The 23,798-nt window shown below is 55.6% G+C and carries 32 protein-coding genes and 1 tRNA gene; 26 read left to right on the top strand and 7 right to left on the bottom strand.

Features of this window, described 5'->3' with window-relative positions:
* Window positions 1–56: 56 nt before the first annotated feature.
* A complete protein-coding gene (tgt, locus tag AMM41_RS00685) occupies window positions 57–1,229 on the bottom strand; it encodes a tRNA guanosine(34) transglycosylase Tgt (RefSeq protein WP_089951950.1) in 1,173 nt (390 codons plus the stop codon).
* A 218-nt stretch (window positions 1,230–1,447) separates the two neighbouring features.
* Between tgt and AMM41_RS00680 the strand changes: the two genes are divergently transcribed.
* A complete protein-coding gene (locus AMM41_RS00680) occupies window positions 1,448–2,176 on the top strand; it encodes an alpha/beta hydrolase (RefSeq protein WP_089952551.1) in 729 nt (242 codons plus the stop codon).
* Here the strand turns inward: AMM41_RS00680 and queA are convergent.
* Complete coding sequence (queA, locus tag AMM41_RS00675; protein ID WP_089951948.1) at window positions 2,154–3,239, bottom strand: tRNA preQ1(34) S-adenosylmethionine ribosyltransferase-isomerase QueA; 1,086 nt, start codon at window positions 3,237–3,239, stop codon at window positions 2,154–2,156. The two genes, AMM41_RS00680 and queA, sit on opposite strands and share 23 nt — an antisense overlap.
* A 290-nt stretch (window positions 3,240–3,529) precedes the next feature.
* On the opposite strand from queA, the gene AMM41_RS00670 reads away from it, so the two are divergent.
* The 4 genes from AMM41_RS00670 to ubiA all read left to right on the top strand — a co-directional run bounded on the left by AMM41_RS00670 (window position 3,530) and on the right by ubiA (window position 7,997).
* A complete protein-coding gene (locus tag AMM41_RS00670) occupies window positions 3,530–3,943 on the top strand; it encodes a hypothetical protein (RefSeq protein WP_089951943.1) in 414 nt (137 codons plus the stop codon).
* A 79-nt stretch (window positions 3,944–4,022) separates the two neighbouring features.
* A complete protein-coding gene (recG, locus tag AMM41_RS00665; RefSeq protein WP_089952550.1) occupies window positions 4,023–6,092 on the top strand; it encodes an ATP-dependent DNA helicase RecG in 2,070 nt (689 codons plus the stop codon).
* 15 nt (window positions 6,093–6,107) lie between these two features.
* On the top strand, window positions 6,108–7,070 hold the full coding sequence (locus AMM41_RS00660; protein WP_089951940.1) for a LysR substrate-binding domain-containing protein: 963 nt from the start codon (window positions 6,108–6,110) through the stop codon (window positions 7,068–7,070).
* 75 nt (window positions 7,071–7,145) lie between these two features.
* Window positions 7,146–7,997 carry a 4-hydroxybenzoate octaprenyltransferase gene (ubiA, locus tag AMM41_RS00655; protein WP_089951937.1) on the top strand — a complete coding sequence of 284 codons (852 nt, stop codon included), beginning with the start codon at window positions 7,146–7,148 and terminating at the stop codon, window positions 7,995–7,997.
* A 52-nt stretch (window positions 7,998–8,049) separates the two neighbouring features.
* Here ubiA and proC read toward each other — a convergent pair whose 3' ends face one another.
* Window positions 8,050–8,874, bottom strand: coding sequence for a pyrroline-5-carboxylate reductase (gene proC, locus AMM41_RS00650; protein WP_089952548.1), 825 nt, complete (start codon window positions 8,872–8,874; stop codon window positions 8,050–8,052).
* A 412-nt stretch (window positions 8,875–9,286) separates the two neighbouring features.
* On the opposite strand from proC, the gene rplN reads away from it, so the two are divergent.
* The 18 genes from rplN (at window position 9,287) to AMM41_RS00560 (ending at window position 18,101) form a co-directional block, all read left to right on the top strand.
* On the top strand, window positions 9,287–9,655 hold the full coding sequence (gene rplN, locus AMM41_RS00645; RefSeq protein ID WP_089951934.1) for a 50S ribosomal protein L14: 369 nt from the start codon (window positions 9,287–9,289) through the stop codon (window positions 9,653–9,655).
* A 9-nt stretch (window positions 9,656–9,664) separates the two neighbouring features.
* The gene (gene rplX / locus AMM41_RS00640) at window positions 9,665–9,985 is read left to right on the top strand and encodes a 50S ribosomal protein L24 (protein WP_089951931.1); all 321 of its coding nucleotides are present in this window, start codon (window positions 9,665–9,667) and stop codon (window positions 9,983–9,985) included.
* A gap of 2 nt (window positions 9,986–9,987) precedes the next feature.
* The gene (gene rplE, locus AMM41_RS00635; RefSeq protein WP_089952546.1) at window positions 9,988–10,527 is read left to right on the top strand and encodes a 50S ribosomal protein L5; all 540 of its coding nucleotides are present in this window, start codon (window positions 9,988–9,990) and stop codon (window positions 10,525–10,527) included.
* Window positions 10,528–10,535: 8 nt separating this feature from the next.
* Window positions 10,536–10,841 carry a 30S ribosomal protein S14 gene (gene rpsN, locus AMM41_RS00630; protein WP_089951928.1) on the top strand — a complete coding sequence of 102 codons (306 nt, stop codon included), beginning with the start codon at window positions 10,536–10,538 and terminating at the stop codon, window positions 10,839–10,841.
* Between the two features lie 20 nt (window positions 10,842–10,861).
* Window positions 10,862–11,257: a 30S ribosomal protein S8 gene (rpsH, locus tag AMM41_RS00625; RefSeq protein WP_089951926.1), complete on the top strand. Its 396-nt coding sequence runs from the start codon at window positions 10,862–10,864 to the stop codon at window positions 11,255–11,257.
* Between the two features lie 16 nt (window positions 11,258–11,273).
* On the top strand, window positions 11,274–11,807 hold the full coding sequence (gene rplF / locus AMM41_RS00620; protein WP_089951923.1) for a 50S ribosomal protein L6: 534 nt from the start codon (window positions 11,274–11,276) through the stop codon (window positions 11,805–11,807).
* Window positions 11,808–11,818: 11 nt separating this feature from the next.
* The gene (gene rplR / locus AMM41_RS00615; RefSeq protein WP_089951920.1) at window positions 11,819–12,184 is read left to right on the top strand and encodes a 50S ribosomal protein L18; all 366 of its coding nucleotides are present in this window, start codon (window positions 11,819–11,821) and stop codon (window positions 12,182–12,184) included.
* A 17-nt stretch (window positions 12,185–12,201) separates the two neighbouring features.
* Complete coding sequence (gene rpsE, locus AMM41_RS00610) at window positions 12,202–12,720, top strand: 30S ribosomal protein S5 (protein ID WP_019429274.1); 519 nt, start codon at window positions 12,202–12,204, stop codon at window positions 12,718–12,720.
* 14 nt (window positions 12,721–12,734) lie between these two features.
* Window positions 12,735–12,917: a 50S ribosomal protein L30 gene (gene rpmD / locus AMM41_RS00605; protein WP_089951917.1), complete on the top strand. Its 183-nt coding sequence runs from the start codon at window positions 12,735–12,737 to the stop codon at window positions 12,915–12,917.
* A gap of 10 nt (window positions 12,918–12,927) precedes the next feature.
* Entirely contained in the window at window positions 12,928–13,359 is a 432-nt protein-coding gene (gene rplO, locus AMM41_RS00600) for a 50S ribosomal protein L15 (RefSeq protein ID WP_089952544.1), read from the top strand.
* Between the two features lie 22 nt (window positions 13,360–13,381).
* Window positions 13,382–14,701, top strand: a complete 1,320-nt coding sequence (gene secY, locus AMM41_RS00595; protein ID WP_089951914.1) for a preprotein translocase subunit SecY — start codon at window positions 13,382–13,384, stop codon at window positions 14,699–14,701.
* Window positions 14,702–14,806: 105 nt separating this feature from the next.
* The gene (rpmJ, locus tag AMM41_RS00590) at window positions 14,807–14,920 is read left to right on the top strand and encodes a 50S ribosomal protein L36 (RefSeq protein WP_011481465.1); all 114 of its coding nucleotides are present in this window, start codon (window positions 14,807–14,809) and stop codon (window positions 14,918–14,920) included.
* A 24-nt stretch (window positions 14,921–14,944) separates the two neighbouring features.
* Complete coding sequence (rpsM, locus tag AMM41_RS00585; protein WP_019429278.1) at window positions 14,945–15,310, top strand: 30S ribosomal protein S13; 366 nt, start codon at window positions 14,945–14,947, stop codon at window positions 15,308–15,310.
* Window positions 15,311–15,328: 18 nt separating this feature from the next.
* Window positions 15,329–15,733 (top strand): 30S ribosomal protein S11, encoded by a 405-nt coding sequence (rpsK, locus tag AMM41_RS00580; protein ID WP_019429279.1) that lies wholly within the window; start codon window positions 15,329–15,331, stop codon window positions 15,731–15,733.
* A gap of 86 nt (window positions 15,734–15,819) precedes the next feature.
* Window positions 15,820–16,443: a 30S ribosomal protein S4 gene (gene rpsD / locus AMM41_RS00575; protein WP_089951911.1), complete on the top strand. Its 624-nt coding sequence runs from the start codon at window positions 15,820–15,822 to the stop codon at window positions 16,441–16,443.
* A 100-nt stretch (window positions 16,444–16,543) separates the two neighbouring features.
* On the top strand, window positions 16,544–17,536 hold the full coding sequence (gene rpoA, locus AMM41_RS00570; RefSeq protein WP_089951908.1) for a DNA-directed RNA polymerase subunit alpha: 993 nt from the start codon (window positions 16,544–16,546) through the stop codon (window positions 17,534–17,536).
* Between the two features lie 83 nt (window positions 17,537–17,619).
* Window positions 17,620–18,006: a 50S ribosomal protein L17 gene (gene rplQ / locus AMM41_RS00565; RefSeq protein ID WP_053172513.1), complete on the top strand. Its 387-nt coding sequence runs from the start codon at window positions 17,620–17,622 to the stop codon at window positions 18,004–18,006.
* An 18-nt stretch (window positions 18,007–18,024) separates the two neighbouring features.
* A tRNA-Met gene (locus tag AMM41_RS00560) sits at window positions 18,025–18,101 on the top strand.
* Between the two features lie 68 nt (window positions 18,102–18,169).
* Here AMM41_RS00560 and AMM41_RS00555 read toward each other — a convergent pair.
* The 4 genes from AMM41_RS00555 to apaG are packed head-to-tail and all read right to left on the bottom strand — an operon-like array spanning window position 18,170 to window position 20,565.
* Window positions 18,170–18,649 carry a CinA family protein gene (locus AMM41_RS00555; protein ID WP_255350428.1) on the bottom strand — a complete coding sequence of 160 codons (480 nt, stop codon included), beginning with the start codon at window positions 18,647–18,649 and terminating at the stop codon, window positions 18,170–18,172.
* Window positions 18,646–19,179: a phosphatidylglycerophosphatase A family protein gene (locus AMM41_RS00550; RefSeq protein WP_089951903.1), complete on the bottom strand. Its 534-nt coding sequence runs from the start codon at window positions 19,177–19,179 to the stop codon at window positions 18,646–18,648. The genes AMM41_RS00555 and AMM41_RS00550 overlap by 4 nt, the downstream gene beginning before the upstream one ends.
* Entirely contained in the window at window positions 19,179–20,138 is a 960-nt protein-coding gene (gene thiL / locus AMM41_RS00545) for a thiamine-phosphate kinase (RefSeq protein WP_089951901.1), read from the bottom strand. The genes AMM41_RS00550 and thiL overlap by 1 nt, the downstream gene beginning before the upstream one ends.
* Before the next feature lie 34 nt (window positions 20,139–20,172).
* The gene (gene apaG, locus AMM41_RS00540) at window positions 20,173–20,565 is read right to left on the bottom strand and encodes a Co2+/Mg2+ efflux protein ApaG (RefSeq protein ID WP_089951898.1); all 393 of its coding nucleotides are present in this window, start codon (window positions 20,563–20,565) and stop codon (window positions 20,173–20,175) included.
* Window positions 20,566–20,594: 29 nt separating this feature from the next.
* Between apaG and rpe the strand changes: the two genes are divergently transcribed.
* The 3 genes from rpe to trpE all read left to right on the top strand — a co-directional run bounded on the left by rpe (window position 20,595) and on the right by trpE (window position 23,798).
* A complete protein-coding gene (gene rpe / locus AMM41_RS00535; RefSeq protein ID WP_089951895.1) occupies window positions 20,595–21,275 on the top strand; it encodes a ribulose-phosphate 3-epimerase in 681 nt (226 codons plus the stop codon).
* A gap of 16 nt (window positions 21,276–21,291) precedes the next feature.
* A complete protein-coding gene (gph, locus tag AMM41_RS00530; protein ID WP_089951892.1) occupies window positions 21,292–22,044 on the top strand; it encodes a phosphoglycolate phosphatase in 753 nt (250 codons plus the stop codon).
* Window positions 22,045–22,298: 254 nt separating this feature from the next.
* Window positions 22,299–23,798: an anthranilate synthase component I gene (gene trpE, locus AMM41_RS00525; RefSeq protein WP_089951889.1), complete on the top strand. Its 1,500-nt coding sequence runs from the start codon at window positions 22,299–22,301 to the stop codon at window positions 23,796–23,798.

Genomic DNA, 23,798 nt, shown 5'->3' with positions numbered 1-23,798 from the left:
GCAAAACATCCTTGCAAATATGGAGTTTCATTCCATGATTTGCAAGGATAAATGCCTCAGACGCCGCGTGCTCGATCCGTCTTGAACTGCGCCCGGAACGCAGAGAACTGCCCCGCATCCAGCGATTCGCGTACTTCGCGCATCAGGTTCAGGTAGTAGTGCAGGTTGTGGATGGTGGTGAGCATGGGGCCGAGCATTTCGCCGCAGCGGTCCAGGTGGTGCATGTAAGCGCGGCTGAAACCCTCGCGTCCTCCTTCGTCCCATGACACACCTGAAGTGCCTGCACAAGCGTGGCAGGTGCAGCTGGTGTCCAGTGGCTGCGGGTCGTTTTTGTGGCGGGCATTGCGCAGTTTCAGGTCGCCATATCGGGTGAACACCGTGCCGTTGCGGGCGTTGCGGGTGGGCATCACGCAGTCGAACATGTCCACGCCATCGGCCACGCCTTGCACCAAATCCTCGGGCGTGCCCACGCCCATCAGGTAGCGCGGCTTGTGGGCAGGCAGGCGGTGGGGCGTGTGCGCCATGATTTGCAGCATCAGGTCTTTGGGTTCGCCCACGCTCACGCCGCCAATCGCGTAACCCGGAAAGTCCATCTCCACCAGTGCGTCGAGCGATTCCTGGCGCAAGTTCTCGAACATGCCGCCTTGCACAATGCCAAACAGGGCGTTGGGGTTTTCCAGGCGGGCGAACTCGTCTTTCGAGCGCACGGCCCAGCGGCGGCTCATCTCCATGGATTTACGCGCTTCGGCCTCGGTGGTCAGGTGCCCCTTGGTCTCGTAAGGCGTGCACTCGTCGAGCTGCATCACGATGTCCGAGTTCAGGATGGTCTGGATCTGCATGCTGACCTCGGGCGACATGAACAGCTTGTCGCCGTTCACGGGGCTGGCAAAGGTCACGCCTTCTTCGGTGATCTTGCGCATGTCGCCCAGAGACCAGACCTGAAACCCGCCCGAGTCGGTCAGGATGGGTTTGTCCCATTTCTCGAACTGGTGCAGGCCGCCAAAGCCTTTCATGATGTCCAGCCCCGGGCGCATCCACAGGTGGAAGGTGTTGCCCAAAATGATCTGCGCGCCCATCTCGTGCAGGCTGCGCGGCATCACGCCCTTGACGGTGCCATACGTGCCGACGGGCATGAAGATCGGCGTTTGCACCACGCCATGGTTCAGGGTCAGGGTGCCGCGTCGGGCGTGGCTGGAAGGGTCGGTTTTGAGCAGGTCGAATTGGAGCATGTAAGGCCTAAAGCTGAGGCCTGAATTGTAGGAGTTTGACTTGCCGACGATGAAGAGCTTTTCTGGGGCCGAGTCAGTCGGGGAAAACCACTTGGGCGTTGCGTGTGACTGCCGCAAGAAGGGTTTTCCTTCAATTGACGCTTTGAACCTCGCTGGATGTAATGAGTGCCATGCCCGGCAAGGTGCGGGGCATACATCCACACATTCAGGAGACATACATGAGCGATACCTACGTTTTGGTGCACGGCGCTTGGCACACCGGCGCTTTGATGGAGCCCACGGCAGAGCACATCCGCCGCCAGGGCCACACCGTTCATTGCCCCACCTTGAAGGGCAATCGGCCAGGCGACGACCGCAGCCAGATCGGTTTGGAAGACGCTGCGCAATCGGTGTGTGATTACTTGCGCGAACACGATCTGAAGAACGTGCGGCTTGTGGGGCACAGCTACGGCGGCATGATCATCTCGCGCGTGGCCGATGTGATGCCCGAGCGCATTGCGCGGCTGGTGTACGTGAACGCCTTTGTGCCCAATCCGGGCGAGTGCCTGAACGACATGGTGCCGCCGCATTACCAAGCGCTGTTTGACGCTGTGGCCGCCGCCAGCAACAACGCCGTGATGCTGCCTTTTCCCATCTGGCGCGAAGCCTTCATCAACGATGCGGACATGGCGCTGGCCCAATCGGCGTTTGACCAGCTCAACCTGCAGCCTTACAAGACCTTCACCGACCCGATCTCGCTCAAAGCGCCCTTGGCTGCACTGGAGATCGGCAAGTCGTATGTCAATTGCCGCCAAGACACCGCACTGCCCCACAGCATGCCCTGGCACCCCCGGCTGTCAGAGCGCCTGGGCCTGTTCCGTTTGGTCGAGTGCCAAGGCAGCCACGAAATCTGGTTCACCGATCCGGCCACCATCGCTGATGCGGTCATCCGCGCGGGACGTGATTGAGCAGCATCGCATCGCCATAGCTGAAGAAGCGGTACCGGTTCGCGATCGCGTGCCGGTACAGGCCCATGATGTGTTCGTAGCCTGCAAAAGCGCTGACCAGCATCATGAGCGTACTTTTGGGCAGGTGGAAGTTGGTGATGAGCCGATCGACCACCTGGAACTCAAACCCTGGTGTGATGAATATTTGCGTGTCGCCGCTGGCCTGGCCGAACTTGGCCCACGATTCGAGTGTGCGCACCGTCGTTGTGCCGATGGCGAGCACCTGGCCGCCCCGCGCTTTGCATTCGGCAATGGCCTGCTGCGTGGCTTCGGGCACTTCGTACCATTCGCGGTGCATGGTGTGATCGGCAATGTTTTCGGTCTTGACGGGTTGGAACGTGCCCGCGCCCACATGCAGCGTGACGCTGGCGCGTTGCACCCCCCTGGCATCGAGCGCCGCCAGCAAGGCTTCATCAAAGTGCAGCGCCGCTGTGGGGGCCGCCACAGCACCGGGCACTTTGGCAAATACGGTCTGGTAGCGCTGGGCGTCTTCTTCGGTGTCGGGGTGCTCAATGTAAGGTGGCAGCGGCACATGGCCGTGCTTTTCCATCAGCGCATGGGGCTCGTCGCTCAGTTGCAAGTGAAAAAGCTGGCCATTGGCATCGGGCCAGCGGCCCAGCAGCACGGCATCAAAGCCGCCATGTCGAGCGCCGCCTGCCATGAACATCTTGCCGCCCACCAGAGGCTTTTTGCTGACCTTCATGTGTGCCACCACTTGGTGCTCGCCAAGCACGCGTTCAATTAGCAGTTCAAGCTTGCCCCCCGAGGCTTTCTCGCCAAAAATCCGCGCTTTCACCACTTGGGTGTTGTTGAAAATCAACAAATCCCCAGGGTTGAGCAAACTGGGCAAGGTACTAAAAATGCGGTCTCTGGGCTCTTCGGATGTGCCGTCCAGTAAGCGTGAACTGCTGCGTTCTGGGGCGGGATGTTGTGCAATCAGTTCAGATGGCAGTTCAAAGTCGAAATTGCTCAGAGTGAATGAGCGGTGGGCAGAAGTCTGTTGGAGAGGGGGCAAAGAGGACATGCTTCAGGGCTGGACAAGCCCGTTCGAAGTGGTAAAGCTGCAAATTTTAGGGCAATCAAGCACCTCGCCAGAGTTTGCACAGCGTCACTTGCTCGGAGACGGTAAGGGTTTGTGCTGATCGCCTAGAAATTCGCAGGAAGTCAAAAAAACAATGCCTCGTCACCCTGTTAGTGATGTTTGTTTTGATAATGTTGTTTATCAAACTGACGCAATGAATATATTTACTGATAGTAACAAAGAAACTAATTTGCAATTACATTGTAAAGATGCTCAAGCATTAATTTAAGAGCATGTCCACATCCACAGAGACCCAAGCCTTTGCACTCCGTTTACGGCAAGCGTTGGAGAGTTGCGGCGTGCGCTTGTCGCCGACCGTGGTTGCCAACGAGTTTAACTTGCGGTATTGGGGTAGAAGCATCACCCCCCACACGGCCCGTAATTGGCTATTGGGCAAAGCCATTCCCACGCAGGACAAGCTCCGGGTGCTGGCCGATTGGTTGCAGGTGGGGCCTGATGAGTTGCGATTTGGACAAGCTGCTTTGACCCCCAAAGTCGGTGAAGGACTGGATGCCGGTGGCGCTTTGAGCATGGTGGACCGGGAAATGCTCAGCCGATACCTGTCTTTGTCATTGCATTACCGTAAGACCGTGCGCGATGTGGTGTCTGCTTTGGTGCTGGCCAGCCAAGCACAAAAACCCGACTGAAACTTGACTTGTCGGTGCATGCCGGGCCCCCATGCTCATTTTGCAGGGCAAAGTGCCCGGCGAGCGGCACAATCGGTGCATGTTGCAAAACGCACCCTCCTTGCCCGCCAAAACTTTGTCAGCCCCCCAAAAGGCGCTGATCAAGCTCGGCCTGAAGCGCGACATTGACCTGGCGCTGCATTTGCCGCTGCGCTACGAGGACGAGACCCGCATCGTCATGTTGCGCGATGCGCGCGAAGGCGATACCGCGCAAATAGAGGCCACCGTCACGGCCTGCGAGATCACGCAGCGGCCGCGCCGCCAGCTGCTGGTGACGGTGGACGACGGCTCGGATACCTGTGTGATGCGGTTTTTCAGCTTCTACCCTTCGCACCAAAAGGCGCTGGCGGTGGGCAACCGCATCCGGGCGCGGGGCGAAGTCAAGGGCGGCTTCATGGGGCTGACCATGATGCACCCGACCTTCAAGCCGGCGGGCGGCAATCTGGCCGAGGCGCTGACGCCGGTGTATTCCACCGTGGCGGGGCTGGCCCAGGCTTATTTGCGGCGCGCCGTGATCACCGGCCTGAACCACGCCGACCTGAGCGAGACCCTGCCCCCGGGCGTGCCCTGGCCGGACCCGCGTGGGGCCTGGTCGCTGCGCGATGCGCTGCGGTTTTTGCACCACCCCACACCCGATGTGTCGCTGGCCGCTTTGGAGGACCGCAGCCACCCGGCTTGGGTGCGCCTGAAGTGTGAAGAGTTGCTGGCGCAGCAGCTGTCGCAGTTGACGGCCAAGCGCGAGCGCGATTTGCTGCGGGCCCCGACGCTGAAGCTCAAATCCAAGGGCTTGTATGGCCAACTTTTAAAGGCCTTGCCTTTCGGATTGACCCGCGCACAACAACGCGTGGGCCAGGAAATTGCCAAAGATTTGGCCCGCCCGGTGCCCATGCACCGCCTGCTGCAAGGCGATGTGGGCGCAGGCAAGACGGTGGTGGCGGCGCTGGCGGCCATGGTGGCGGTGGATGCGGGCTGGCAATGTGCCCTGATGGCGCCCACCGAAATTCTGGCCACCCAGCACTTTGCCAAATTGGTGGGCTGGCTGGAGCCGCTGGGCGTGAAAGTGGCCTGGTTGATTGGCAGCCAGAAAAAGAAAGAACGCGCAGCCATGCTGGCGCTGATCGAGTCGGGCGAAGCGGCCCTGGTGGTGGGCACACACGCGGTGATTCAAGAGCACGTCAAGTTCAAAAACCTGGCGCTGGCCGTGATCGACGAGCAGCACCGCTTTGGTGTGGCCCAGCGCCTGGCCTTGCGCGGCAAGATGCAAGCCGACGGCATGGAGCCGCACATGCTGATGATGACGGCCACACCCATTCCGCGTACGCTGGCCATGAGCTATTACGCGGACCTGGACGTGTCGGTGATTGACGAGCTGCCGCCCGGGCGCACGCCCATCGTGACCCGGGTGGTGTCCGACCACCGCCGCCACGAGGTGGTCGAGCGCATTGGGGCTCAAATTCAGCAGGGGCGGCAGGTGTATTGGGTGTGCCCGCTCATTGAAGAAAGCGAAGCGCTGGACCTGACCAACGCCACCCAAACCCACGCCGACCTGAGCGAGGCGCTGCCGGGCGTGATGGTGGGCCTGCTGCACTCGCGCATGCCGGTGGCCGAAAAGAAGGCGGTCATGGAACTCTTCACCGTAGGTGTGATGGGCGTGCTGGTGAGCACTACGGTGATTGAGGTGGGGGTGGACGTGCCCAATGCGTCGTTGATGGTGATCGAACACGCGGAGCGCTTTGGCTTGAGTCAACTGCACCAGCTGCGCGGCCGGGTGGGGCGGGGTGCGGCGGCGTCGGCCTGCGTGCTGCTGTACGGCACGCCCGAGGGCGGACGCTTGAGTGAAACCGCCCGCGAGCGGCTGCGGGCCATGGTGGAGACCAATGATGGTTTCGAGATCGCCCGGCGCGATTTGGAGATTCGCGGGCCGGGCGAGTTTTTGGGGGCACGCCAGTCGGGTGCGCCTTTGCTGCGTTTTGCCGATCTGGAGACCGACAGCCATTTGCTGGACTGGGCGCGGGCCCTGGCCCCACAGATGCTGGACCAGCACCCACAACTGAGCGAGCGCCACATAGGCCGCTGGTTGGGCGGGAAATCCGAATACCTCAAGGCTTGATGTTCCAATACCCCTATGACCCTGACCGAACTCAAATACATCGTGGCCGTGGCCCGAGAAAAGCACTTTGGCAAGGCCGCAGAGGCCTGTTTTGTGTCTCAGCCCACCTTGTCACTGGCCATCAAGAAGCTCGAAGAAGAGCTGGAGGTCAAGCTGTTTGAGCGCAGCGCCAGCGAGGTCTCGGTCACACCGTTGGGCGAAGAGATCGTGCGCCAGGCCCAAAGCGTGCTGGAGCAGGCCGCCGAGATCAAAGAGATTGCCAAGCGCGGCAAAGACCCGCTGGCTGGCACCATGCGGCTGGGCGTGATCTACACCATCGGACCGTATTTGCTGCCCGATCTGGTGCGGCAGATCATCACCGACATGCCGCAGATGCCGCTGATGCTGCAAGAGAATTTCACCGTGCGCTTGCTGGAGATGCTGCGCACGGGCGAGATCGACTGCGCCATCTTGGCCGAGCCTTTCCCCGAGTCGGGTCTGGCGGTGGCGCCCTTGTACGACGAGACCTTCATGGCCGCCTTGCCGCTGAACCACCCGCTGGCCAAAGAAGCGTTCATCACCCCCGAGCAGCTGAAAAACGAAACCATGCTGCTGCTGGGCACGGGCCACTGCTTTCGCGACCATGTACTGGAGGTCTGCCCCGAGTTTGCCCGCTACGCCAGCCAGACCGAGGGCATTCGCAAAACCTTTGAGGGTTCGTCGCTGGAGACCATCAAGCACATGGTAGCCGCAGGCATGGGCGTGACGTTGGTGCCGCGCATGTCGGTGCCCGAACTCAAGCCTGTGATCAAGCGCTCGGGTGGACGGCACGATGCGCCTGTGCGCTACCTGCCCATCGTGGACCCTTTGGGGGCTAAGCCGCCGACCCGGCGGGTAGTGCTGGCTTGGCGACGCAGTTTTACCCGCTATGAAGCCATTGCTGCCGTACGCAATGCCATTTATGCCTGTCCCCTGCCGGGTGTCACGCGCTTGACCTGATCTGTCTGTGATGTTCGCCTCCTTGGCCTTTGCAGACGGCTCAGGGGGAAGCATTTGGGCGAAGATAATCTGAGCATGATCGACAAACTCAAGCTTTACCTGGATTTGATCCGGTGGAATCGGCCTGCGGGTTGGCTCTTGTTGCTGTGGCCTTCGCTGGCTGCCTTGTGGGTGGCAGCCGAAGGTTTTCCTGGTTGGCATCTGGTCATGGTCTTTACCCTGGGAACCATCCTCATGCGCAGTGCAGGGTGCTGCATCAATGATGTGGCTGACCGTGACTTTGACAAGCACGTCAAACGCACCGCCAATCGACCAGTCACCAGCGGGCGTCTCAGCACCCCAGAAGCTTTGATGGTCGGCGCGGTGTTGGCGCTGTGTGCATTTGGCTTGGTTCTGACCACGAACCGGGCCACCATCGCCTGGTCATTTGCAGCGTTGGCAGTGACCTTGGCTTACCCTTACGCCAAACGTTTTGTGGCCATGCCCCAAGCGGTGCTGGGAGTGGCTTTCAGCTTTGGCATTCCCATGGCCTTTGCTGCGGTGCAAGGCGAGGTGCCGCCATTGGCTTGGGGCTTGTTGTTGGGCAATTTGTTTTGGGTGTTGGCCTACGATACCGAATACGCCATGGTGGACCGGGACGACGACTTGAGAATTGGCATGAAGACATCGGCCATCACCTTGGGAAATTGGGATGTCCCGGCCATCATCGGCTTTTATGGAGCCTATTTGATCATTTGGGCGTGGTTACTGTCCGGTCTGGCCCAGCGGACATGGTTTTGGTTGGCATTGGCGCTTGCTTTGATCCAAGTGATTTGGCATTACTTTTTGATCTACCAGCGCAGCCGTGAGGGTTGCTTCACGGCTTTCAAGCAGAACCATTGGCTGGGTTTGACCCTGTTTGTGGGGGTGGTTTTGGCACACCTGTGAGCGCTGGCGACACAGGGGGTCACACCCGAAGGTCCCAGCGCATCAAGGCAGTTCAGGCCTTGCCGAATTCGTCACCCAGCTCGCGTGCCCGCACTTCGGCTGCTTGCATGGCTTTGACAAAAGAGGCTTTTACGCCAGAGTCCTCCAGCGATGTGATGGCGGCATAGGTGGTGCCTCCTTTGGAGGTGACCCGCTGGCGCAGCACTTCGGGCGATTCAGTTGATGCTGCAGCCAAAGAGGATGCGCCTGAAAAAGTGGCCACGGCAAGTTTGTAGGCCTGTTCAGCGCTCAGTCCCATGCCCACCCCTGCCTGCGTCATGGCTTCAAGGAAGTAAAACACGTACGCTGGACCCGAACCGGACAAGGCGGTGACAGCATCAAGTTGCGACTCTTGCTGCACCCAAAGGTGCTGACCCGTGGTACCAATGACTTGTTCGACCAGACTTTTGTCCTGCGAAGTGACCGATGGGCAAGCGAACAAGCCCGTGATGCCTTGTCCAATCAAAGCCGGGGTGTTGGGCATGCAGCGAACAACACGTTCACTGTGGGTCCAGCGACAAATGCTGTCCGTGCGAATGCCAGCTGCGACAGACAAGTGCAATGCACCTTGAGTGTGTGGAGTGACGGGGATGGCCGCTTCGAGGAAGACCTGGGGCTTGACTGCCCAAACCACCAAGTCGGCCAGGGCCAAAGTTGATCCTGCAGAGGGCAAGGCGGTGATGCCGTAGTCTTGCATCAGCTTGGCTGCGGTTTCAGAAAAAGGCTCAATGACGGTGATTTGAGTGGGCTGCAGACCTTGGCGCAGAAGACCGCCGATGATGGCACTGGCCATGTTGCCGCCACCAATGAATGCGATGTGAACAGGGGAGGGGGACAAGGTGAACTCCAATGTGATGCGGTGAACTCAAAAATGCAGAAGTGCTCCAACAATTGTCGCTGTGAACGAAAGAGGAGATGTCCAAAATTGAGAGGGAGAGAAATTTTAGGAGAGCGATTTGGCGAAGTTGAATACGCAAGTGATGGTATTTCGAGGAAAAAACCAAAAGAGCAGTGTGCACAGGACTGGCGGACGTCAAAAAAGAGATGTGAGCGTGGTTTTTTTAAAAAAGATGCTTGCGTAATGCAAATTTGTGGGAGATAATTTAAGGCTTCGCTTTTGAAAGAGCGCAAGTATCTGCCCAAACTGAAGCATTGCGAGTGGTTCGCAGTGTGAATGACGGGTCCAAGACTGATTCCTGTTTGTTGGCTTTGGGGCTGGCAGATAAAGAATACAAGTTGGGAACAAAGAAATGATCCAGACAGAAACTCGGTTAGATGTAGCCGACAACACCGGCGCCAAGTCCGTGCTGTGCATTAAGGTGCTCGGCGGGTCGAAGCGTCGCTATGCAAGTGTTGGCGACATCATCAAAGTGAGCATCAAAGAAGCCGCTCCACGTGGTCGCGTCAAAAAAGGCGAAATCTACAGTGCAGTGGTGGTTCGTACAGCCAAGGGCATTCGCCGTGGTGATGGCTCGCTCATTAAATTTGATGGCAATGCAGCAGTTTTGTTGAACGCCAAATTGGAGCCTATTGGCACCCGCATCTTCGGACCAGTCACGCGTGAACTGCGTACTGAGAAGTTCATGAAGATCGTGTCCTTGGCTCCTGAAGTACTGTAAGGACGCGCCATGAACAAGATTCGCAAAGGCGACGAAGTCATCGTCATCACAGGTCGTGACAAAGGCAAGCGTGGCACCGTGTCACTGCGTGCCAGCGATTCGCACTTGTTGATTGAAGGTATCAACCTCGTCAAAAAACACGCCAAACCCAATCCCATGAAGGGCACAACGGGTGGCATCATCGAAAAGGCCATGCCAATTCACCAATCCAATGTGGCGATCTTCAACGCTGCAACCGGTAAGGCTGATCGCGTGGGCATCAAGCTGCTAGCTGACGGCAAACGCGTTCGCGTTTACAAGTCCAGCGGCGAAGAAATCAAGGTGGCATGAGCATGGCACGTTTGCAACAACTCTTCCGTGAAAAAATTGCTGGTGAATTGACGGCCAAGTTTGGCTACACATCACCGATGCAAGTTCCTCGCATCACGAAAATCACCTTGAACATGGGTGTCTCTGAGGCAGTGGCTGACAAAAAAGTCATGGACCACGCCGTGAGCGATTTGACGAAAATTGCAGGTCAGAAACCTGTGGTGACCAAGGCCAAAAAAGCGATCGCGGGTTTCAAAATCCGTGAACAGCAGGCCATCGGTTGCATGGTGACACTGCGTGGCGTTCAGATGTATGAATTCCTGGATCGTTTCGTGACCGTTGCTTTGCCACGTGTTCGTGACTTCCGTGGTATTTCTGGTCGCGCATTCGATGGTCGTGGTAACTACAACATCGGCGTCAAAGAGCAGATCATTTTCCCTGAGATTGAGTACGACAAGGTGGATGCCTTGCGCGGTCTCAACATCAGCATCACCACAACGGCAAAGTCTGATGAAGAGTGCAAAGCTCTTTTGACAGCTTTCCGCTTCCCCTTCAAGAACTGAGGTGTCACGTGGCTAAAGTAGCTTTGATCGAGCGCGAGCTCAAGCGTGAAAAACTGGCGGCCAAATTCGCGAAAAAATACGCCGAATTGAAAGCCATCGCCAACGATGCCAAGCGCAGCGACGAAGAGCGTGCAGCTGCCCGTTTGGGCTTGCAAAAGCTTCCGCGCAACGCCAACCCGACCCGCCAACGCAACCGCTGTGAAATCACCGGTCGCCCACGCGGTACGTTCCGTCAATTTGGTCTGGGCCGCGCCAAGATCCGTGAATTAGCCTTTGCAGGCCACATTCCGGGCGTGACCAAGGCCAGCTGGTAAATCGGCAGGAGAGATACAACATGAGCATGAGTGATCCTATTGCCGATCTGTTGACCCGCATCCGTAACGCACAAATGGTGTCAAAAGCCAATGTGATGGTTCCTTCATCCAAAGTGAAGGTTGCTATCGCACAAGTGTTGAAAGATGAAGGCTACATTGACGGTTTCCAAGTCAAAACCGAAGGTGGCAAAGCCACCCTCGAAATTGTCCTGAAGTACTACGCTGGTCGCCCAGTGATTGAGCGCATCGAGCGCGTCAGTCGCCCTGGTCTGCGTGTGTACAAAGGCCGTGAAGATATTCCGCAAGTCCAAAATGGCTTGGGTGTCGCTATCGTCACCACACCTCAGGGTGTGATGACCGACCGCAAAGCGCGTGCAGCCGGTGTCGGCGGCGAAGTGCTGTGCTACGTCGCTTAAAGGCAGGAGAGACTGAATGTCCCGAGTAGGAAAAATGCCTGTGACCATCCCCGCTGGTGTGGATGTGTCAATCAACCAAGATCAAATCAGTGTGAAAGGCACAGGTGGTCAATTGTCCATCTCCGCCAACACACTGGTGACAGTGAACAACGATGGCGGCAAGATGAGTTTTGCCCCTGCCAATGATTCACGTGAAGCCAATGCCATGAGCGGAACCATGCGTCAGCTGGTGAACAACATGGTAACCGGTGTGACCAAAGGCTTTGAAAAGAAGCTGAACCTGGTCGGTGTGGGTTACAAAGCGGCTGCCTCAGGTGCCAAATTGAACCTCGCTGTGGGTTATTCACACCCCGTCAACATCGACATGCCTTCGGGCATCACCGTGGCGACCCCAACCGCGACCGAAATCGTGATCAAGGGTGCAGACCGTCAACGTGTTGGCCAAGTTGCTGCTGAGATTCGTGCTGTTCGTCCACCTGAGCCCTACAAAGGCAAAGGCATCCGTTATTCGGATGAGAAGATCACGATCAAAGAGACCAAGAAGAAATAAGGAGCTGCATCATGATGACCAAGAAAGAGCAGCGTCTGCGTCGTGCACGCCAAACTCGCATCCGCATTGCACAGCAAGGCGTGGCACGTTTGACAGTGAACCGCACCAACCTGCACATCTACGCCAGCGTCATTTCTGGCTGTGGCACCAAAGTGTTGGCCAGCGCATCAACTGCCGAAGCCGAAGTGCGCACAGCGTTGGGCGCAACTGGCAAAGGCGGCAATGCCGCTGCAGCAACAGTGATTGGCAAGCGCATTGCTGAAAAAGCAAAAGCTGCCGGCGTTGAGAAGGTCGCTTTCGACCGCGCAGGTTTCGCTTACCACGGTCGTGTCAAGGCTTTGGCCGAAGCAGCCCGTGAAGCAGGTCTGCAGTTCTAAACGGATCGGAGTTACAAATGGCTAAATTTACAGCAAAACCGCAGAGCGACGGTCCTGAAGACGGTCTCCGCGAGAAGATGATCGCGGTCAACCGCGTGACCAAGGTGGTCAAGGGTGGCCGTATCTTGGGTTTCGCAGCGTTGACCGTGGTCGGTGACGGCGATGGCAAAGTGGGCATGGGCAAGGGCAAGTCAAAAGAAGTGCCCGCTGCCGTGCAAAAAGCGATGGAAGAAGCTCGTCGCAACTTGGCCAAAGTGCACTTGAAAAATGGCACGATCCACCACGCAGTGCATGGTCACCATGGCGCAGCCCGCGTCATGATGGCTCCAGCGCCAAAAGGTACCGGCATCATTGCTGGCGGCCCCATGCGCGCTGTGTTCGAAGTGGTGGGTATCACCGACATCGTGGCCAAGAGCCATGGTTCGTCCAACCCCTACAACATGGTTCGTGCCACATTGGACGCTTTGTCCAACTGCACAACAGCTTCCAACGTGGCTGCCAAGCGTGGCAAGTCGGTTGAAGAGTTGTTCGGCTGAACTGGAGATCGAACATGACGACACAATCTACCGTGAAAGTCCAATTGGTTCGCAGCCCGATTGGCACCAAAGAGTCACACCGCGCCACAGTGCGTGGCCTGGGCTTGCGCAAGCTGAATTCTGTGAGCGAGTTGCAAGACACGCCCGCAGTGCGCGGCATGATCAACAAGATCAGCTATCTGGTCAAAGTTCTCTAAGAGGCGAATGATGGAACTCAACAGCATCAAGCCCGCAGAAGGCTCAAAGCACGCTCCTCGTCGCGTGGGCCGTGGAATCGGTTCCGGTTTGGGTAAAACCGCCGGCCGTGGACACAAAGGTCAAAAGTCACGCTCTGGCGGATACCATAAAGTGGGTTTTGAAGGCGGTCAAATGCCTTTGCAGCGCCGTTTGCCAAAGCGTGGTTTTAAATCACACCTGCTGAAGTTCAATGCAGAGATCACATTGACAACCTTGTCCCGTTTGGACATGGCCGAAGTGGATGTTCTGGCATTGAAGCAAGCTGGTTTGGTTTCTCAAATGGCTAAAGTGGTCAAAGTTATCCATACAGGCGAATTGACCAAAGCGGTCAAATTGACAGGTATTGGCGCAACAGCCGCTGCAAAAGCAGCGATTGAAGCAGCTGGCGGCTCTTTGGCCTGAACTTAGATTGACGAGAAATACAGTGGCAACCAGCGCAAACTCATCAGTAAAAGCAGACAAGTTCGGTGACTTGCGTCGTCGATTGATCTTCTTGCTTCTTGCGCTGGTCGTCTACCGGGTTGGCGCACACATTCCTGTACCTGGCATTGATCCAGACCAACTGAAACAGTTGTTCAACGGCCAGCAAGGTGGAATTCTGAGCTTGTTCAACATGTTCTCAGGTGGTGCACTGTCTCGTTTCACGATTTTTGCGCTGGGCATCATGCCTTATATTTCTGCATCGATTGTGATGCAGTTGTTATCCTACGTTCTTCCTGCTTTCGAGCAAATGAAGAAAGAGGGTGAGGCTGGCAGAAGAAAGATCACGCAATACACGCGATTCGGAGCATTGGCTCTAGCTGTATTTCAGTCATTCGGCATTGCTGTGGCTCTTGAAGCATCTGCAGGTTTGGTGATCAATCCTGGTTACGGTTTCAGAATGACAGCCGTGGTGAGTCTGACAGCCGGAACCATTTTCTTGATGTGGCTTGGTGAGCAGATCACAGAGCGCGGTCTTGGTAATGGCATTTCGATCCTGATTTTCGCAGGCATTGCTGCTGGTTTGCCAAGTGCATTGGGTGGCTTGTTTGAATTGGTACGTACCGGTGCGATGAATCCATTGATCTCCATGATGATCGTGGTTGTCATTGGCTTGGTGACTTACTTTGTGGTGTTTGTGGAAAGAGGCCAACGGAAAATATTGGTCAATTACGCTCGCAGACAAGTCGGGAACAAAGTTTATGGTGGTCAGTCTTCGCATCTGCCATTGAAATTGAACATGGCAGGCGTGATCCCTCCGATCTTTGCTTCTTCAATCATCTTGTTGCCAGCGACAGTGATTGGGTGGTTCAGTTCTGGCTCATCTGAAAATATCGTTGTTCGATTCTTCAAAGATGTGGCCAGTGCATTGACTCCAGGTCAGCCAATCTACGTCATGCTTTATGCTGCTGCGATTGTGTTCTTCTGCTTTTTCTACACAGCCTTGGTGTTCAACAGTCGTGAAACGGCTGACAACTTGAAGAAAAGTGGTGCTTTCATTCCCGGGATTCGTCCAGGTGATCAGACAGCAAAGTACATTGACAAAATTTTGCTCCGCCTGACGGCTGTGGGTGCTGCGTACATCACCTTTGTGTGTTTGTTACCTGAGTTCTTGATTCTGAAATACAATGTTCCGTTTTACTTTGGCGGAACCTCACTTCTGATCATTGTGGTGGTCACGATGGATTTCATGGCCCAGGTGCAGAACTACCTGATGTCACAGCAGTACGATTCACTGTTGAAAAAAGCAAGCTTCAAATCTTGATGAATTGATGCACTGAAGGTAAAGAACCCTGGGTCTTGTACACAGGGACCCCATTTAATGCCTGTACCAAAAAGTGCAGGTGAAGATAAGTTTTAGGAGAAAACCATGAGAGTTTCGGCTTCGGTGAAAAAAATTTGCCGCAACTGCAAAATCATTCGCCGTAAAGGCGTTGTTCGTGTGATCTGCACAGATCCACGTCACAAGCAGCGTCAAGGCTGATTGACTTAGTTTTAGAGGACGAAAATGGCACGTATCGCTGGCATCAACATTCCGCCGCACAAACATGCTGAAATTGGCTTGACAGCCATTTTTGGTATTGGTCGCACCCGCGCTCGACAAATTTGCGAAGCTTCTGGCATCGCTTATTCGAAAAAGATCAAAGATCTGACGGACGCTGATCTTGAAAAAATCCGCGATCAAATCGCAGTCTTCACCATTGAAGGTGACCTGCGTCGCGAAACAACCATGAACATCAAACGTTTGATGGACATCGGTTGCTACCGTGGATTCCGTCACCGTCGTGGCTTGCCAATGCGTGGTCAGCGTACACGTACCAATGCACGTACTCGCAAGGGTCCGCGCAAAGGCGCAGCGGCTCTGAAGAAATAAGCAGATTGAGAGACCATCATGGCTAAAGCACAATCCAACAGCGCATCACAACGAGTTCGCAAAAAAGTCCGCAAAAATATTGCTGACGGCATTGCACACGTTCATGCTTCTTTCAATAACACCATCATCACGATCACTGATCGTCAAGGCAATGCGTTGTCTTGGGCGTCATCAGGTGGACAGGGTTTCAAGGGATCACGAAAGTCAACTCCCTTTGCTGCCCAGGTTGCATCTGAAGTTGCCGGTCGTGCTGCTCAAGAACAAGGTATCAAAAACCTCGACGTCGAGATCAAAGGTCCAGGCCCTGGTCGTGAATCTTCGGTTCGAGCTTTGGGTGCTTTGGGTATTCGCATCACATCCATTGCCGATGTGACGCCAGTACCTCACAATGGATGCCGCCCTCAAAAGCGTCGTCGTATCTAATTTCAATCAAAGCCCACCGCCAGGCGCTGCTTGCAGCGCCTGGCTCCCGCATTTCTGATGCGGTAGTTGCATAAAAGGAAAATCAAGTGGCACGCTACCTCGGCCCCAAGGCCAAACTCTCTCGCCGTGAAGGCACTGACCTGTTCCTCAAGAGCGCTCGTCGTTCGATTGCAGACAAGTCAAAATTTGACTCCAAGCCAGGCCAGCACGGTCGCACATCCGGTCAGCGCACCTCTGACTACGGACTTCAATTGCGAGAAAAGCAAAAAGTCAAACGCATGTACGGCATTTTGGAAAAGCAATTCCGCCGTTATTTTGCAGAAGCAGATCGCCGCAAAGGCAACACAGGTTCCAATCTGTTGGCCCTGTTGGAATGCCGTTTGGATAACGTGGTTTATCGCATGGGTTTCGGCTCGACACGTGCTGAAGCGCGTCAAATGGTTTCTCACAAAGCCATCACTGTCAACGGCCAATCAGTGAACATTCCTTCATACCTGGTCAAGGCCGGTGATGTGATCGCTGTTCGCGAAAAGTCCAAAAAGCAAAACCGCGTGGTTGAGGCTTTGCAATTGGCTCAACAAGTGGGATTGCCTGCTTGGGTGGAAGTCAATGCAGACAAAGCTGAAGGTACCTTCAAAAAGGTGCCTGACCGCGATGAATTTGGTGCCGATATCAACGAATCGTTGATCGTCGAACTGTATTCACGTTAATTCGTTGTTTCAATCGTTCCCGACGCACAAGGCATTGTGTGTCGGGTGCTCCATCAGCCTTACCGGTGTAACGAACCGGGGGTATTGAGAGGAAGTCTGAATGCAAACCAATCTGTTGAAACCCAAAGCAATCCAAGTCGAACAATTGGCCAACAACCGTGCCAAAGTCACGTTGGAGCCTTTCGAGCGCGGTTACGGTCATACGTTGGGTAACGCTCTGCGCCGTGTCTTGCTGTCTTCAATGGTTGGCTATTCTGCCACTGAAGTGACCATTGCGGGTGTGGTGCATGAATACTCATCCATTGATGGTGTTCAAGAAGATGTTGTGAACATTCTTCTGAACTTGAAAGGTGTGGTTTTTAAATTACACAATCGTGATGAAGTAACGCTGAGTTTGCGCAAAGACGGTGAAGGTGCCGTGACTGCAGCAGATATCCAGACACCGCATGATGTTGAAATCATCAATCCGGAACATGTGATCGCTAATTTGTCACACGGCGGCAAGCTGGACATGCAAATCAAGGTCGAAAAAGGCCGTGGTTATGTTCCCGGCAGCATGCGCCGTTTTGCTGATGAGCCCACAAAGGCTCTTGGTCGCATTGTGTTGGACGCCTCATTTTCTCCGGTCAAGCGTGTAAGCTATACCGTTGAGAGTGCACGTGTCGAACAACGCACGGATCTCGATAAGCTGGTCATTGAAATCGAGACCAACGGAGCCATTTCCGCAGAAGACGCCGTTCGTTCTTCTTCTAAGATTTTGGTTGAACAGCTTGCAGTTTTTGCTCAACTTGAAGGCAGTGAACTGTCTGCATTTGATGCACCCGCTGCGCGAGGTGGTGCTGGAAGTTTTGATCCAATTTTGCTGCGCCCAGTTGATGAGCTTGAATTGACTGTTCGCTCGGCCAACTGTCTCAAAGCAGAAAATATTTATTACATCGGTGATTTGATTCAGCGTACTGAAAATGAATTGTTGAAGACACCCAATTTGGGTCGTAAATCATTGAATGAAATCAAGGAAGTTTTGGCTTCTCGTGGTTTGACTTTGGGCATGAAGCTCGAAGCTTGGCCACCAGCAGGCCTGGACAAACGTTGATTGAATGAATTCCCGGAGCGATCTGGGTTGTGCACGAGCAGTACCTGATACGGCTGCTTGTTAAATAAAGAAAGGTAAGCACCATGCGTCACGGACACGGTCTCCGTAAATTGAACCGCACCAGCGAGCACCGCCTCGCTATGTTGCGCAACATGATGAACTCGCTCATTGAGCACGAAGTCATCAAAACCACACTCCCTAAAGCCAAAGAACTTCGTCGAGTCATTGAACCGATGATCACTTTGGCCAAAGAAGACAATTTGTCCAACAAGCGCCTGGCATTCAACCGCCTGCGTGACCGTGACAACGTCGTCAAATTGTTTGCCGATCTGGGTCCCCGTTTTGCCAAGCGTCCTGGTGGTTACACACGTATCCTGAAAATGGGTTACCGCGTGGGTGACAACGCACCGATGGCCTTGGTTGAATTGGTCGATCGTGCAGATTCTTCTGCAGAAACAGCCGCAGAGTAAGGTATAATTCAAGCATACCGCGGGGTGGAGCAGTCTGGTAGCTCGTTGGGCTCATAACCCAAAGGTCGTTGGTTCAAATCCGGCCCCCGCAACCAAATTTCAATTTCGGTTGAATACAAAAAAACCTTCCTCGGAAGGTTTTTTTGTTTCCGCTTCAAACAGATCAATGAGGCGGGAGGCGTTTCAACAGACCTTCAAGCGCGCAGTCTGTGGTCGCCACTCGGATTTGATCGCGGTTGCCTGAAAATGTTTGAAGCTCTGTGTAAACACGCCCACCAATACACCACGCCAACCAAACTGTTCCAACAGGCTTTTCTTGGCTACCACCGCTGGGTCCAGCAATCCCCGTGACTGCCACAGAAACGACAGATTCTGAGCGGTAAAGGGCACCCAAAGCCATGGCTTGGGCAACAGCTTCACTGACCGCACCATGCTGGGCAATCATTTCTGAAGGAACTCCGAGCAAGTCGGATTTGGCGTGGTTTGAATAGGTCACAAATCCTCTGTCAAACCAGGTGCTGGATCCAGGCAGATCGGTACATTGGCTGGCAATCATGCCTCCTGTACAGCTCTCTGCGGTGGACATCATCCAGTGCAATAGAGATAGTCGTTCTGCGAGCAGTGGTGTGACAAGGTGGTTCAAAAAAATCTCCAAATTGCAATGCACAAAAGTGTGCAAAAAGCAGCCACAAGATCATCAAAGATGATGCCAAAGCCACCTTGCCATCCAAAACCTTTGAAGAGTTGATCAGCCCAAGCCACAGGTCCAGGTTTGACGGCATCAAAAAAACGAAACAAGACAAATGCTGCAAATTGACCAGCAAAACTGCATGGCATGATCAAACTCAAAATCAACCACATGGCGACCACTTCATCCCAAACAATTGAACCAGGATCACTGACGCCCATGTGCCTCGCAGTCACTGTGCATGACCACCAACCCACAGTAAAAGCCAAACCGATGAGTACGGCTTGAGCAGTGAGGGTCAAATGCTGTTGAATCAGTAGCCAAGAAACCCAGCCCCATAAGCTGCCGATCGTCCCTGGTGCTTTGGGTGCAAGACCAGAGCCAAAGCCTAAAGCAATCAAGTGCGCAGGGTGCGACAGCATGAATGAAGCTGTGGGCTTGATCGGTGGACGATGTTGAAGTGTGCTGTTGGACAAGGTCTTCATCAAGCAAAGTGGTCAAAGGATTCGAATGAGGAGGTGATGGGTAGACCCTCAACACCCAACAAGACCAAACGCTGAGAATCGGTCACGCGGCCAATGCGCGTCACAGGTGTTCCGGTGGAATGGGCTGCAAGTTGTACTTGCGCAGCGGCCAGAGGTGAAGCGGTGAACACCAATTCATAATCATCACCCCCCGACAAAACACAGGTCAGGGCTAAATCATGAGGGCAAGACCAAAGCGTTCCCGTTTGCATCAGTGGAGTGACAGCGAGCGTGTCAATCTCAGCTCCGACTTGGCTGGCTTTGAGAATGTGTCCCAAATCACCCAGCAAGCCATCGCTGATGTCCGCCATCGCGTTGGCAATGCCGCGAAGTGCTTGGCCCAAAGCGACACGGGGTGTGGGGCACTCCATGCGGCGTCTGGCCATGTCAAAAACAGCTTGTGGCAAACTCACCTTGCCTCGAAATGCTTCAAGGGCCAAGCGTGCATCACCCAGGTGACCGCTGACATAAAGATCATCGCCAACGCGCGCCCCACTGCGCAAGATGCTTTGCCCTTGAGGTGTGTCGCCCATGACGGTGATTGCAATGTTCAAAGGGCCTTGTGTCGTGTCACCGCCGATCAGTTCACAGCCATGCAGCTCTGACAACTGAAACAAGCCTTCTGAAAAACCAGACAGCCAGGCTTCATCAGCGCGAGGCAAAGACAGTGACAACAAAAAGGCTTGGGGTGAGGCTCCGCAAGCAGCAAGGTCACTCAAATTCACCGCCAAGGATTTGTGACCCAAAAATTTCGGATTGACGGTCGTCAGAAAATGACGACCTTCAACAAGCATGTCTGCAGAAAATGCCAGTTGATGGCCCGGGCGGGGCGTCCACACGGCGCAATCATCGCCAATGCCCACATCCGCACGCTGAGAAGGTCGTTTGAAGTAACGTTCAATGAGGTCAAATTCACCCATGATGAGAGCTTAACCGCAAGTGATCAGTCGATACTCAGTGAAGTGTGCGGCCTGAAAAGCCAGCGGACGAAGACTCCAGAACAAAGGTGCCAATACTGGCATCAAAGCGGTGCCCATCTTCTGCCACAAAAAAGTAGCTGCCATGCATGGTGCCGCTGGGGGCGCGCAATCTGCAGCCGCTGGTGTACTGGAAGGATTCACCAGGGCGCAGCAAAGGCTGTTGTCCAACCACGCCCAGGCCTTTGACTTCCTCGCTGTGACCACGTTCGTCCTGAATCACCCAATGTCGAGAAATCAACTGAACAGGAACGCGGCCCGTGTTGGTGACGGTGACGGTGTAGGCGAAAGCGAAAACATCTTGCAGAGGATTGCTCTGGTCAGCCAAGTAATGGGGCAGTACTTCAATTTGAACGGTGTAAGCAGTCATGGACACATGTTAACTGCGACAATTCAAGGATGACGACGACCTACCGCATTGCCCCCTCCATCCTCTCGGCTGATTTCGCCCGCTTGGGCGAGGAAGTCAAAAGCGTCATCGACGCTGGTGCCGATTGGATCCACTTTGACGTGATGGACAACCATTACGTGCCCAACCTCACCTTTGGCCCCATGATTTGCCAAGCGCTCAAGCCGCATGCCAAAACGGCATCGGGCGTGGCCGTGCCGATCGATGTGCATTTGATGATCTCGCCCGTCGATGCACTGGCCGCATCTTTTGCCGAGGCCGGTGCCGACCTCATCAGTTTTCACCCTGATGCCAGCGCCCATGTGCACCGCAGCATTCAGGCCATCAAGAGCAAGGGTGTCAAGGTCGGGCTGGTGTTCAATCCGGCCGAACCCCTGGATGTGCTGGAGTGGACCATCGACGAGGTCGACCTGATCCTGATCATGAGCGTCAACCCGGGCTTTGGTGGCCAAAGCTTCATCGATTCGGCCTTGCGCAAGGTCGAGCTGGCGCGCCAGTGGATCGAGAGAAGCGGTCGCGATATTCGACTGGAAGTGGACGGGGGCATCAAGGCCGACAACATCCGCCGAGTGGCCGATGCCGGGGCCGACACCTTTGTGGCGGGCAGCGCCATTTTTGGCAAACCCGATTACAAAGGCGTGATCGACCAAATGCGTGTGGCTTTGTCCTGAAGCAAGGTGAGCCCAAATGCAGAATCTGACAGAAATCGAAGCGGTCATTTTTGACTTGGATGGCACCCTGGTGCACACCTTGGGTGATTTTCAGGTGGCCTTGCACCGCACCATGGCCGATCTGGACTTGCCGCCGGTGTCGGACGCGCTCATCGAGCAAACCATCGGCAAAGGCTCCGAACACCTGATCCGCACCTTGCTGGCGCATCAAATCAACCGTCCCGAAGTCAAAGGCGTGGGCCAGGCTTGCCCGGCCCTGTCGGTGGACGCGCTTTTCAGCCGTGCATGGCAGCGTTACCAACACCACTATTTGGCGATCAATGGTCAGTTTGCCGATGTCTACCCAGGTGCTCTGGACGCCCTGGAGGCTTTGGCTGCGCAGGGTATGCCCATGGCCTGCCTGACGAACAAGCCTTTGGCCTTTGCCCAGGCCTTGTTGAAAGAGAAGTCACTGGCGCACTTTTTTGGCCCCGTGTTTGGTGGAGACAGTTTCGAGCGCAAAAAGCCCGACCCCTTGCCCTTGATCAAAACCTGTGAGGCGCTGGGTACCCACGCCGCACGCACCTTGATGGTGGGGGATTCGAGCAACGATGCGCAGGCTGCTCACGCAGCGGGCTGCCCGGTGGTGTTGGTCACTTACGGCTACAACCACGGTCACCGCGTGCAAGACACGCCAGCGGCTGCTTGGTTGGACACGCTGGCCGACTTGCCAGATCGCATGAACGATGCGGGCCGAAGAGGTCAGGACAAGCAGGCGCAGATTTGGTGAAAACGGCGCTCCGGGCTTTGCTACACTAGACGGACCATGTTCATCATCCACAACCACTCCAGCGCAGCCAGCCTGCCGAGCCATTCCCCTGCGGAAGGCCGGGGAGCCTGGCCCTGGCGTCGGCCAGCCTGACCCCATCGACTGTGCGGCTTGCCCGCCACCCGCGCCCGGCTTCATGCGCACCATGAACGGGCACCTGGATGAATGAAAAGCACCTCGCCCGAGGTCGCTGAGCGCTTTGGAGGCTCTAGCCTGTGATCACCGAACTTGAATTCAAAAGCCTGGCCAGCCAAGGCTACAACCGCATTCCCCTCATGCTGGAGGCCTTTGCGGACCTGGAAACCCCCCTGTCGCTTTACCTGAAGCTGGCCCACACCAAGGACAACGGCCAACACAGCTTCTTGCTCGAGTCGGTGGTGGGCGGCGAGCGTTTTGGCCGCTACAGCTTCATTGGTCTGCCCGCACGCAATCTGCTGCGGGCCAGCGGTTTTGGGGCCGAGGCCAAGACCGAAGTGGTGCGAGATGGCCTGGTCATCGAGTCGGCTGCGGGTAACCCGCTCGACTTCATCGAGCAATACCAAAAGCGTTTCAAGGTCGCCTTGCGCCCGGGCCTGCCCCGTTTTTGTGGCGGCCTGGCGGGCTATTTTGGCTACGACGCGGTACGGTATATCGAGAAAAAGCTCGAAAAATCCTGCCCGCCCGACACTCTGGGCACACCCGATATCTTGCTGCTGCAGTGCGAAGAACTGGCCGTGATCGACAACTTGTCGGGCAAGCTCTACCTCATTGTTTATGCCGATCCGGCCACGCCCGAGGCCTATGTGGTTGCGAAAAAACGCCTGCGTGATTTGAAAGAGCAACTCAAGTACTCGGTGAGCGCTCCGGTGGTCAAACCCACCCAGTCGTACCCGGCCGAGCGGGACTTCGCCAAGGCCGATTACATTGCCGCCGTTGAAAAAGCCAAGGAGCTGATCGCTGGCGGCGACTTCATGCAGGTGCAGGTCGGTCAGCGCATCAAAAAGCGCTACACAGAAAGCCCGCTGTCGCTCTACAGGGCGCTGCGTTCTCTCAACCCCAGCCCCTACATGTACTTCTACAACTTCGGCGACTTCCATGTCGTCGGAGCCAGCCCCGAAATTTTGGTGCGGCAGGAGCAAACCGACGAGGGCGCCAAAGTCATCATCCGTCCTTTGGCGGGCACACGCCCCCGTGGTGCGACGCCAGAAAAAGACAAGGCGGCAGAGCATGAACTGATCAACGACCCCAAGGAACGGGCCGAGCATGTGATGTTGATCGATCTGGCGCGCAACGACATTGGACGCATCGCCCAGATCGGATCGGTCAAGGTGACCGAGGCCTTTGTGGTCGAGCGCTACAGCCACGTCATGCACATCGTGAGCAACGTCGAGGGCGTGCTGAACGAGGGCATGAGCAATATGGACGTGCTCAAAGCCACCTTCCCGGCGGGCACCCTGACAGGCGCGCCCAAGGTGCACGCCATGGAGTTGATTGACCAGTTCGAACCCGTCAAGCGCGGAATTTACGGCGGCGCGTGTGGCTACATCAGTTATGCGGGCGACATGGATGTGGCGATTGCGATCCGCACCGCCGTCATCAAGGACCAGACGCTGTATGTGCAAGCGGCAGCGGGTGTGGTGGCCGATTCGGTGCCCGAGATGGAGTGGCGCGAAACTGAACACAAGGCGCGTGCCTTGTTGCGGGCCAGCGAGTTGGTGGAAGAAGGCTTGGAGTGA

The organism is Limnohabitans sp. 2KL-3 (genome assembly GCF_001269405.1).
Lineage (GTDB): Bacteria > Pseudomonadota > Gammaproteobacteria > Burkholderiales > Burkholderiaceae_C > Limnohabitans_A.
The sequence above is the reverse complement of the archived record's forward strand: the minus strand, read 5'-3'. Positions and strand labels throughout refer to the sequence as shown.

Coding starts and splice junctions, on each gene's coding strand:
- rplN (WP_089951934.1), top strand. CDS start 9,287: ATGATCCAGACAGAAACTCGGTTAGATGTAGCCGACAACACCGGCGCC.
- AMM41_RS00550 (WP_089951903.1), bottom strand. CDS start 19,179: ATGAAGACCTTGTCCAACAGCACACTTCAACATCGTCCACCGATCAAG.
- tgt (WP_089951950.1), bottom strand. CDS start 1,229: ATGCTCCAATTCGACCTGCTCAAAACCGACCCTTCCAGCCACGCCCGA.
- rplQ (WP_053172513.1), top strand. CDS start 17,620: ATGCGTCACGGACACGGTCTCCGTAAATTGAACCGCACCAGCGAGCAC.
- rpe (WP_089951895.1), top strand. CDS start 20,595: ATGACGACGACCTACCGCATTGCCCCCTCCATCCTCTCGGCTGATTTC.
- AMM41_RS00680 (WP_089952551.1), top strand. CDS start 1,448: ATGAGCGATACCTACGTTTTGGTGCACGGCGCTTGGCACACCGGCGCT.
- rplF (WP_089951923.1), top strand. CDS start 11,274: ATGTCCCGAGTAGGAAAAATGCCTGTGACCATCCCCGCTGGTGTGGAT.
- rpoA (WP_089951908.1), top strand. CDS start 16,544: ATGCAAACCAATCTGTTGAAACCCAAAGCAATCCAAGTCGAACAATTG.
- rpsM (WP_019429278.1), top strand. CDS start 14,945: ATGGCACGTATCGCTGGCATCAACATTCCGCCGCACAAACATGCTGAA.
- apaG (WP_089951898.1), bottom strand. CDS start 20,565: ATGACTGCTTACACCGTTCAAATTGAAGTACTGCCCCATTACTTGGCT.
- rpsK (WP_019429279.1), top strand. CDS start 15,329: ATGGCTAAAGCACAATCCAACAGCGCATCACAACGAGTTCGCAAAAAA.
- rpmD (WP_089951917.1), top strand. CDS start 12,735: ATGACGACACAATCTACCGTGAAAGTCCAATTGGTTCGCAGCCCGATT.
- recG (WP_089952550.1), top strand. CDS start 4,023: ATGTTGCAAAACGCACCCTCCTTGCCCGCCAAAACTTTGTCAGCCCCC.
- thiL (WP_089951901.1), bottom strand. CDS start 20,138: ATGGGTGAATTTGACCTCATTGAACGTTACTTCAAACGACCTTCTCAG.
- rplE (WP_089952546.1), top strand. CDS start 9,988: ATGGCACGTTTGCAACAACTCTTCCGTGAAAAAATTGCTGGTGAATTG.
- rpsH (WP_089951926.1), top strand. CDS start 10,862: ATGAGCATGAGTGATCCTATTGCCGATCTGTTGACCCGCATCCGTAAC.
- rplR (WP_089951920.1), top strand. CDS start 11,819: ATGATGACCAAGAAAGAGCAGCGTCTGCGTCGTGCACGCCAAACTCGC.
- gph (WP_089951892.1), top strand. CDS start 21,292: ATGCAGAATCTGACAGAAATCGAAGCGGTCATTTTTGACTTGGATGGC.
- queA (WP_089951948.1), bottom strand. CDS start 3,239: ATGTCCTCTTTGCCCCCTCTCCAACAGACTTCTGCCCACCGCTCATTC.
- rplX (WP_089951931.1), top strand. CDS start 9,665: ATGAACAAGATTCGCAAAGGCGACGAAGTCATCGTCATCACAGGTCGT.
- rpsE (WP_019429274.1), top strand. CDS start 12,202: ATGGCTAAATTTACAGCAAAACCGCAGAGCGACGGTCCTGAAGACGGT.
- ubiA (WP_089951937.1), top strand. CDS start 7,146: ATGATCGACAAACTCAAGCTTTACCTGGATTTGATCCGGTGGAATCGG.
- AMM41_RS00670 (WP_089951943.1), top strand. CDS start 3,530: ATGTCCACATCCACAGAGACCCAAGCCTTTGCACTCCGTTTACGGCAA.
- rpmJ (WP_011481465.1), top strand. CDS start 14,807: ATGAGAGTTTCGGCTTCGGTGAAAAAAATTTGCCGCAACTGCAAAATC.
- rplO (WP_089952544.1), top strand. CDS start 12,928: ATGGAACTCAACAGCATCAAGCCCGCAGAAGGCTCAAAGCACGCTCCT.
- AMM41_RS00660 (WP_089951940.1), top strand. CDS start 6,108: ATGACCCTGACCGAACTCAAATACATCGTGGCCGTGGCCCGAGAAAAG.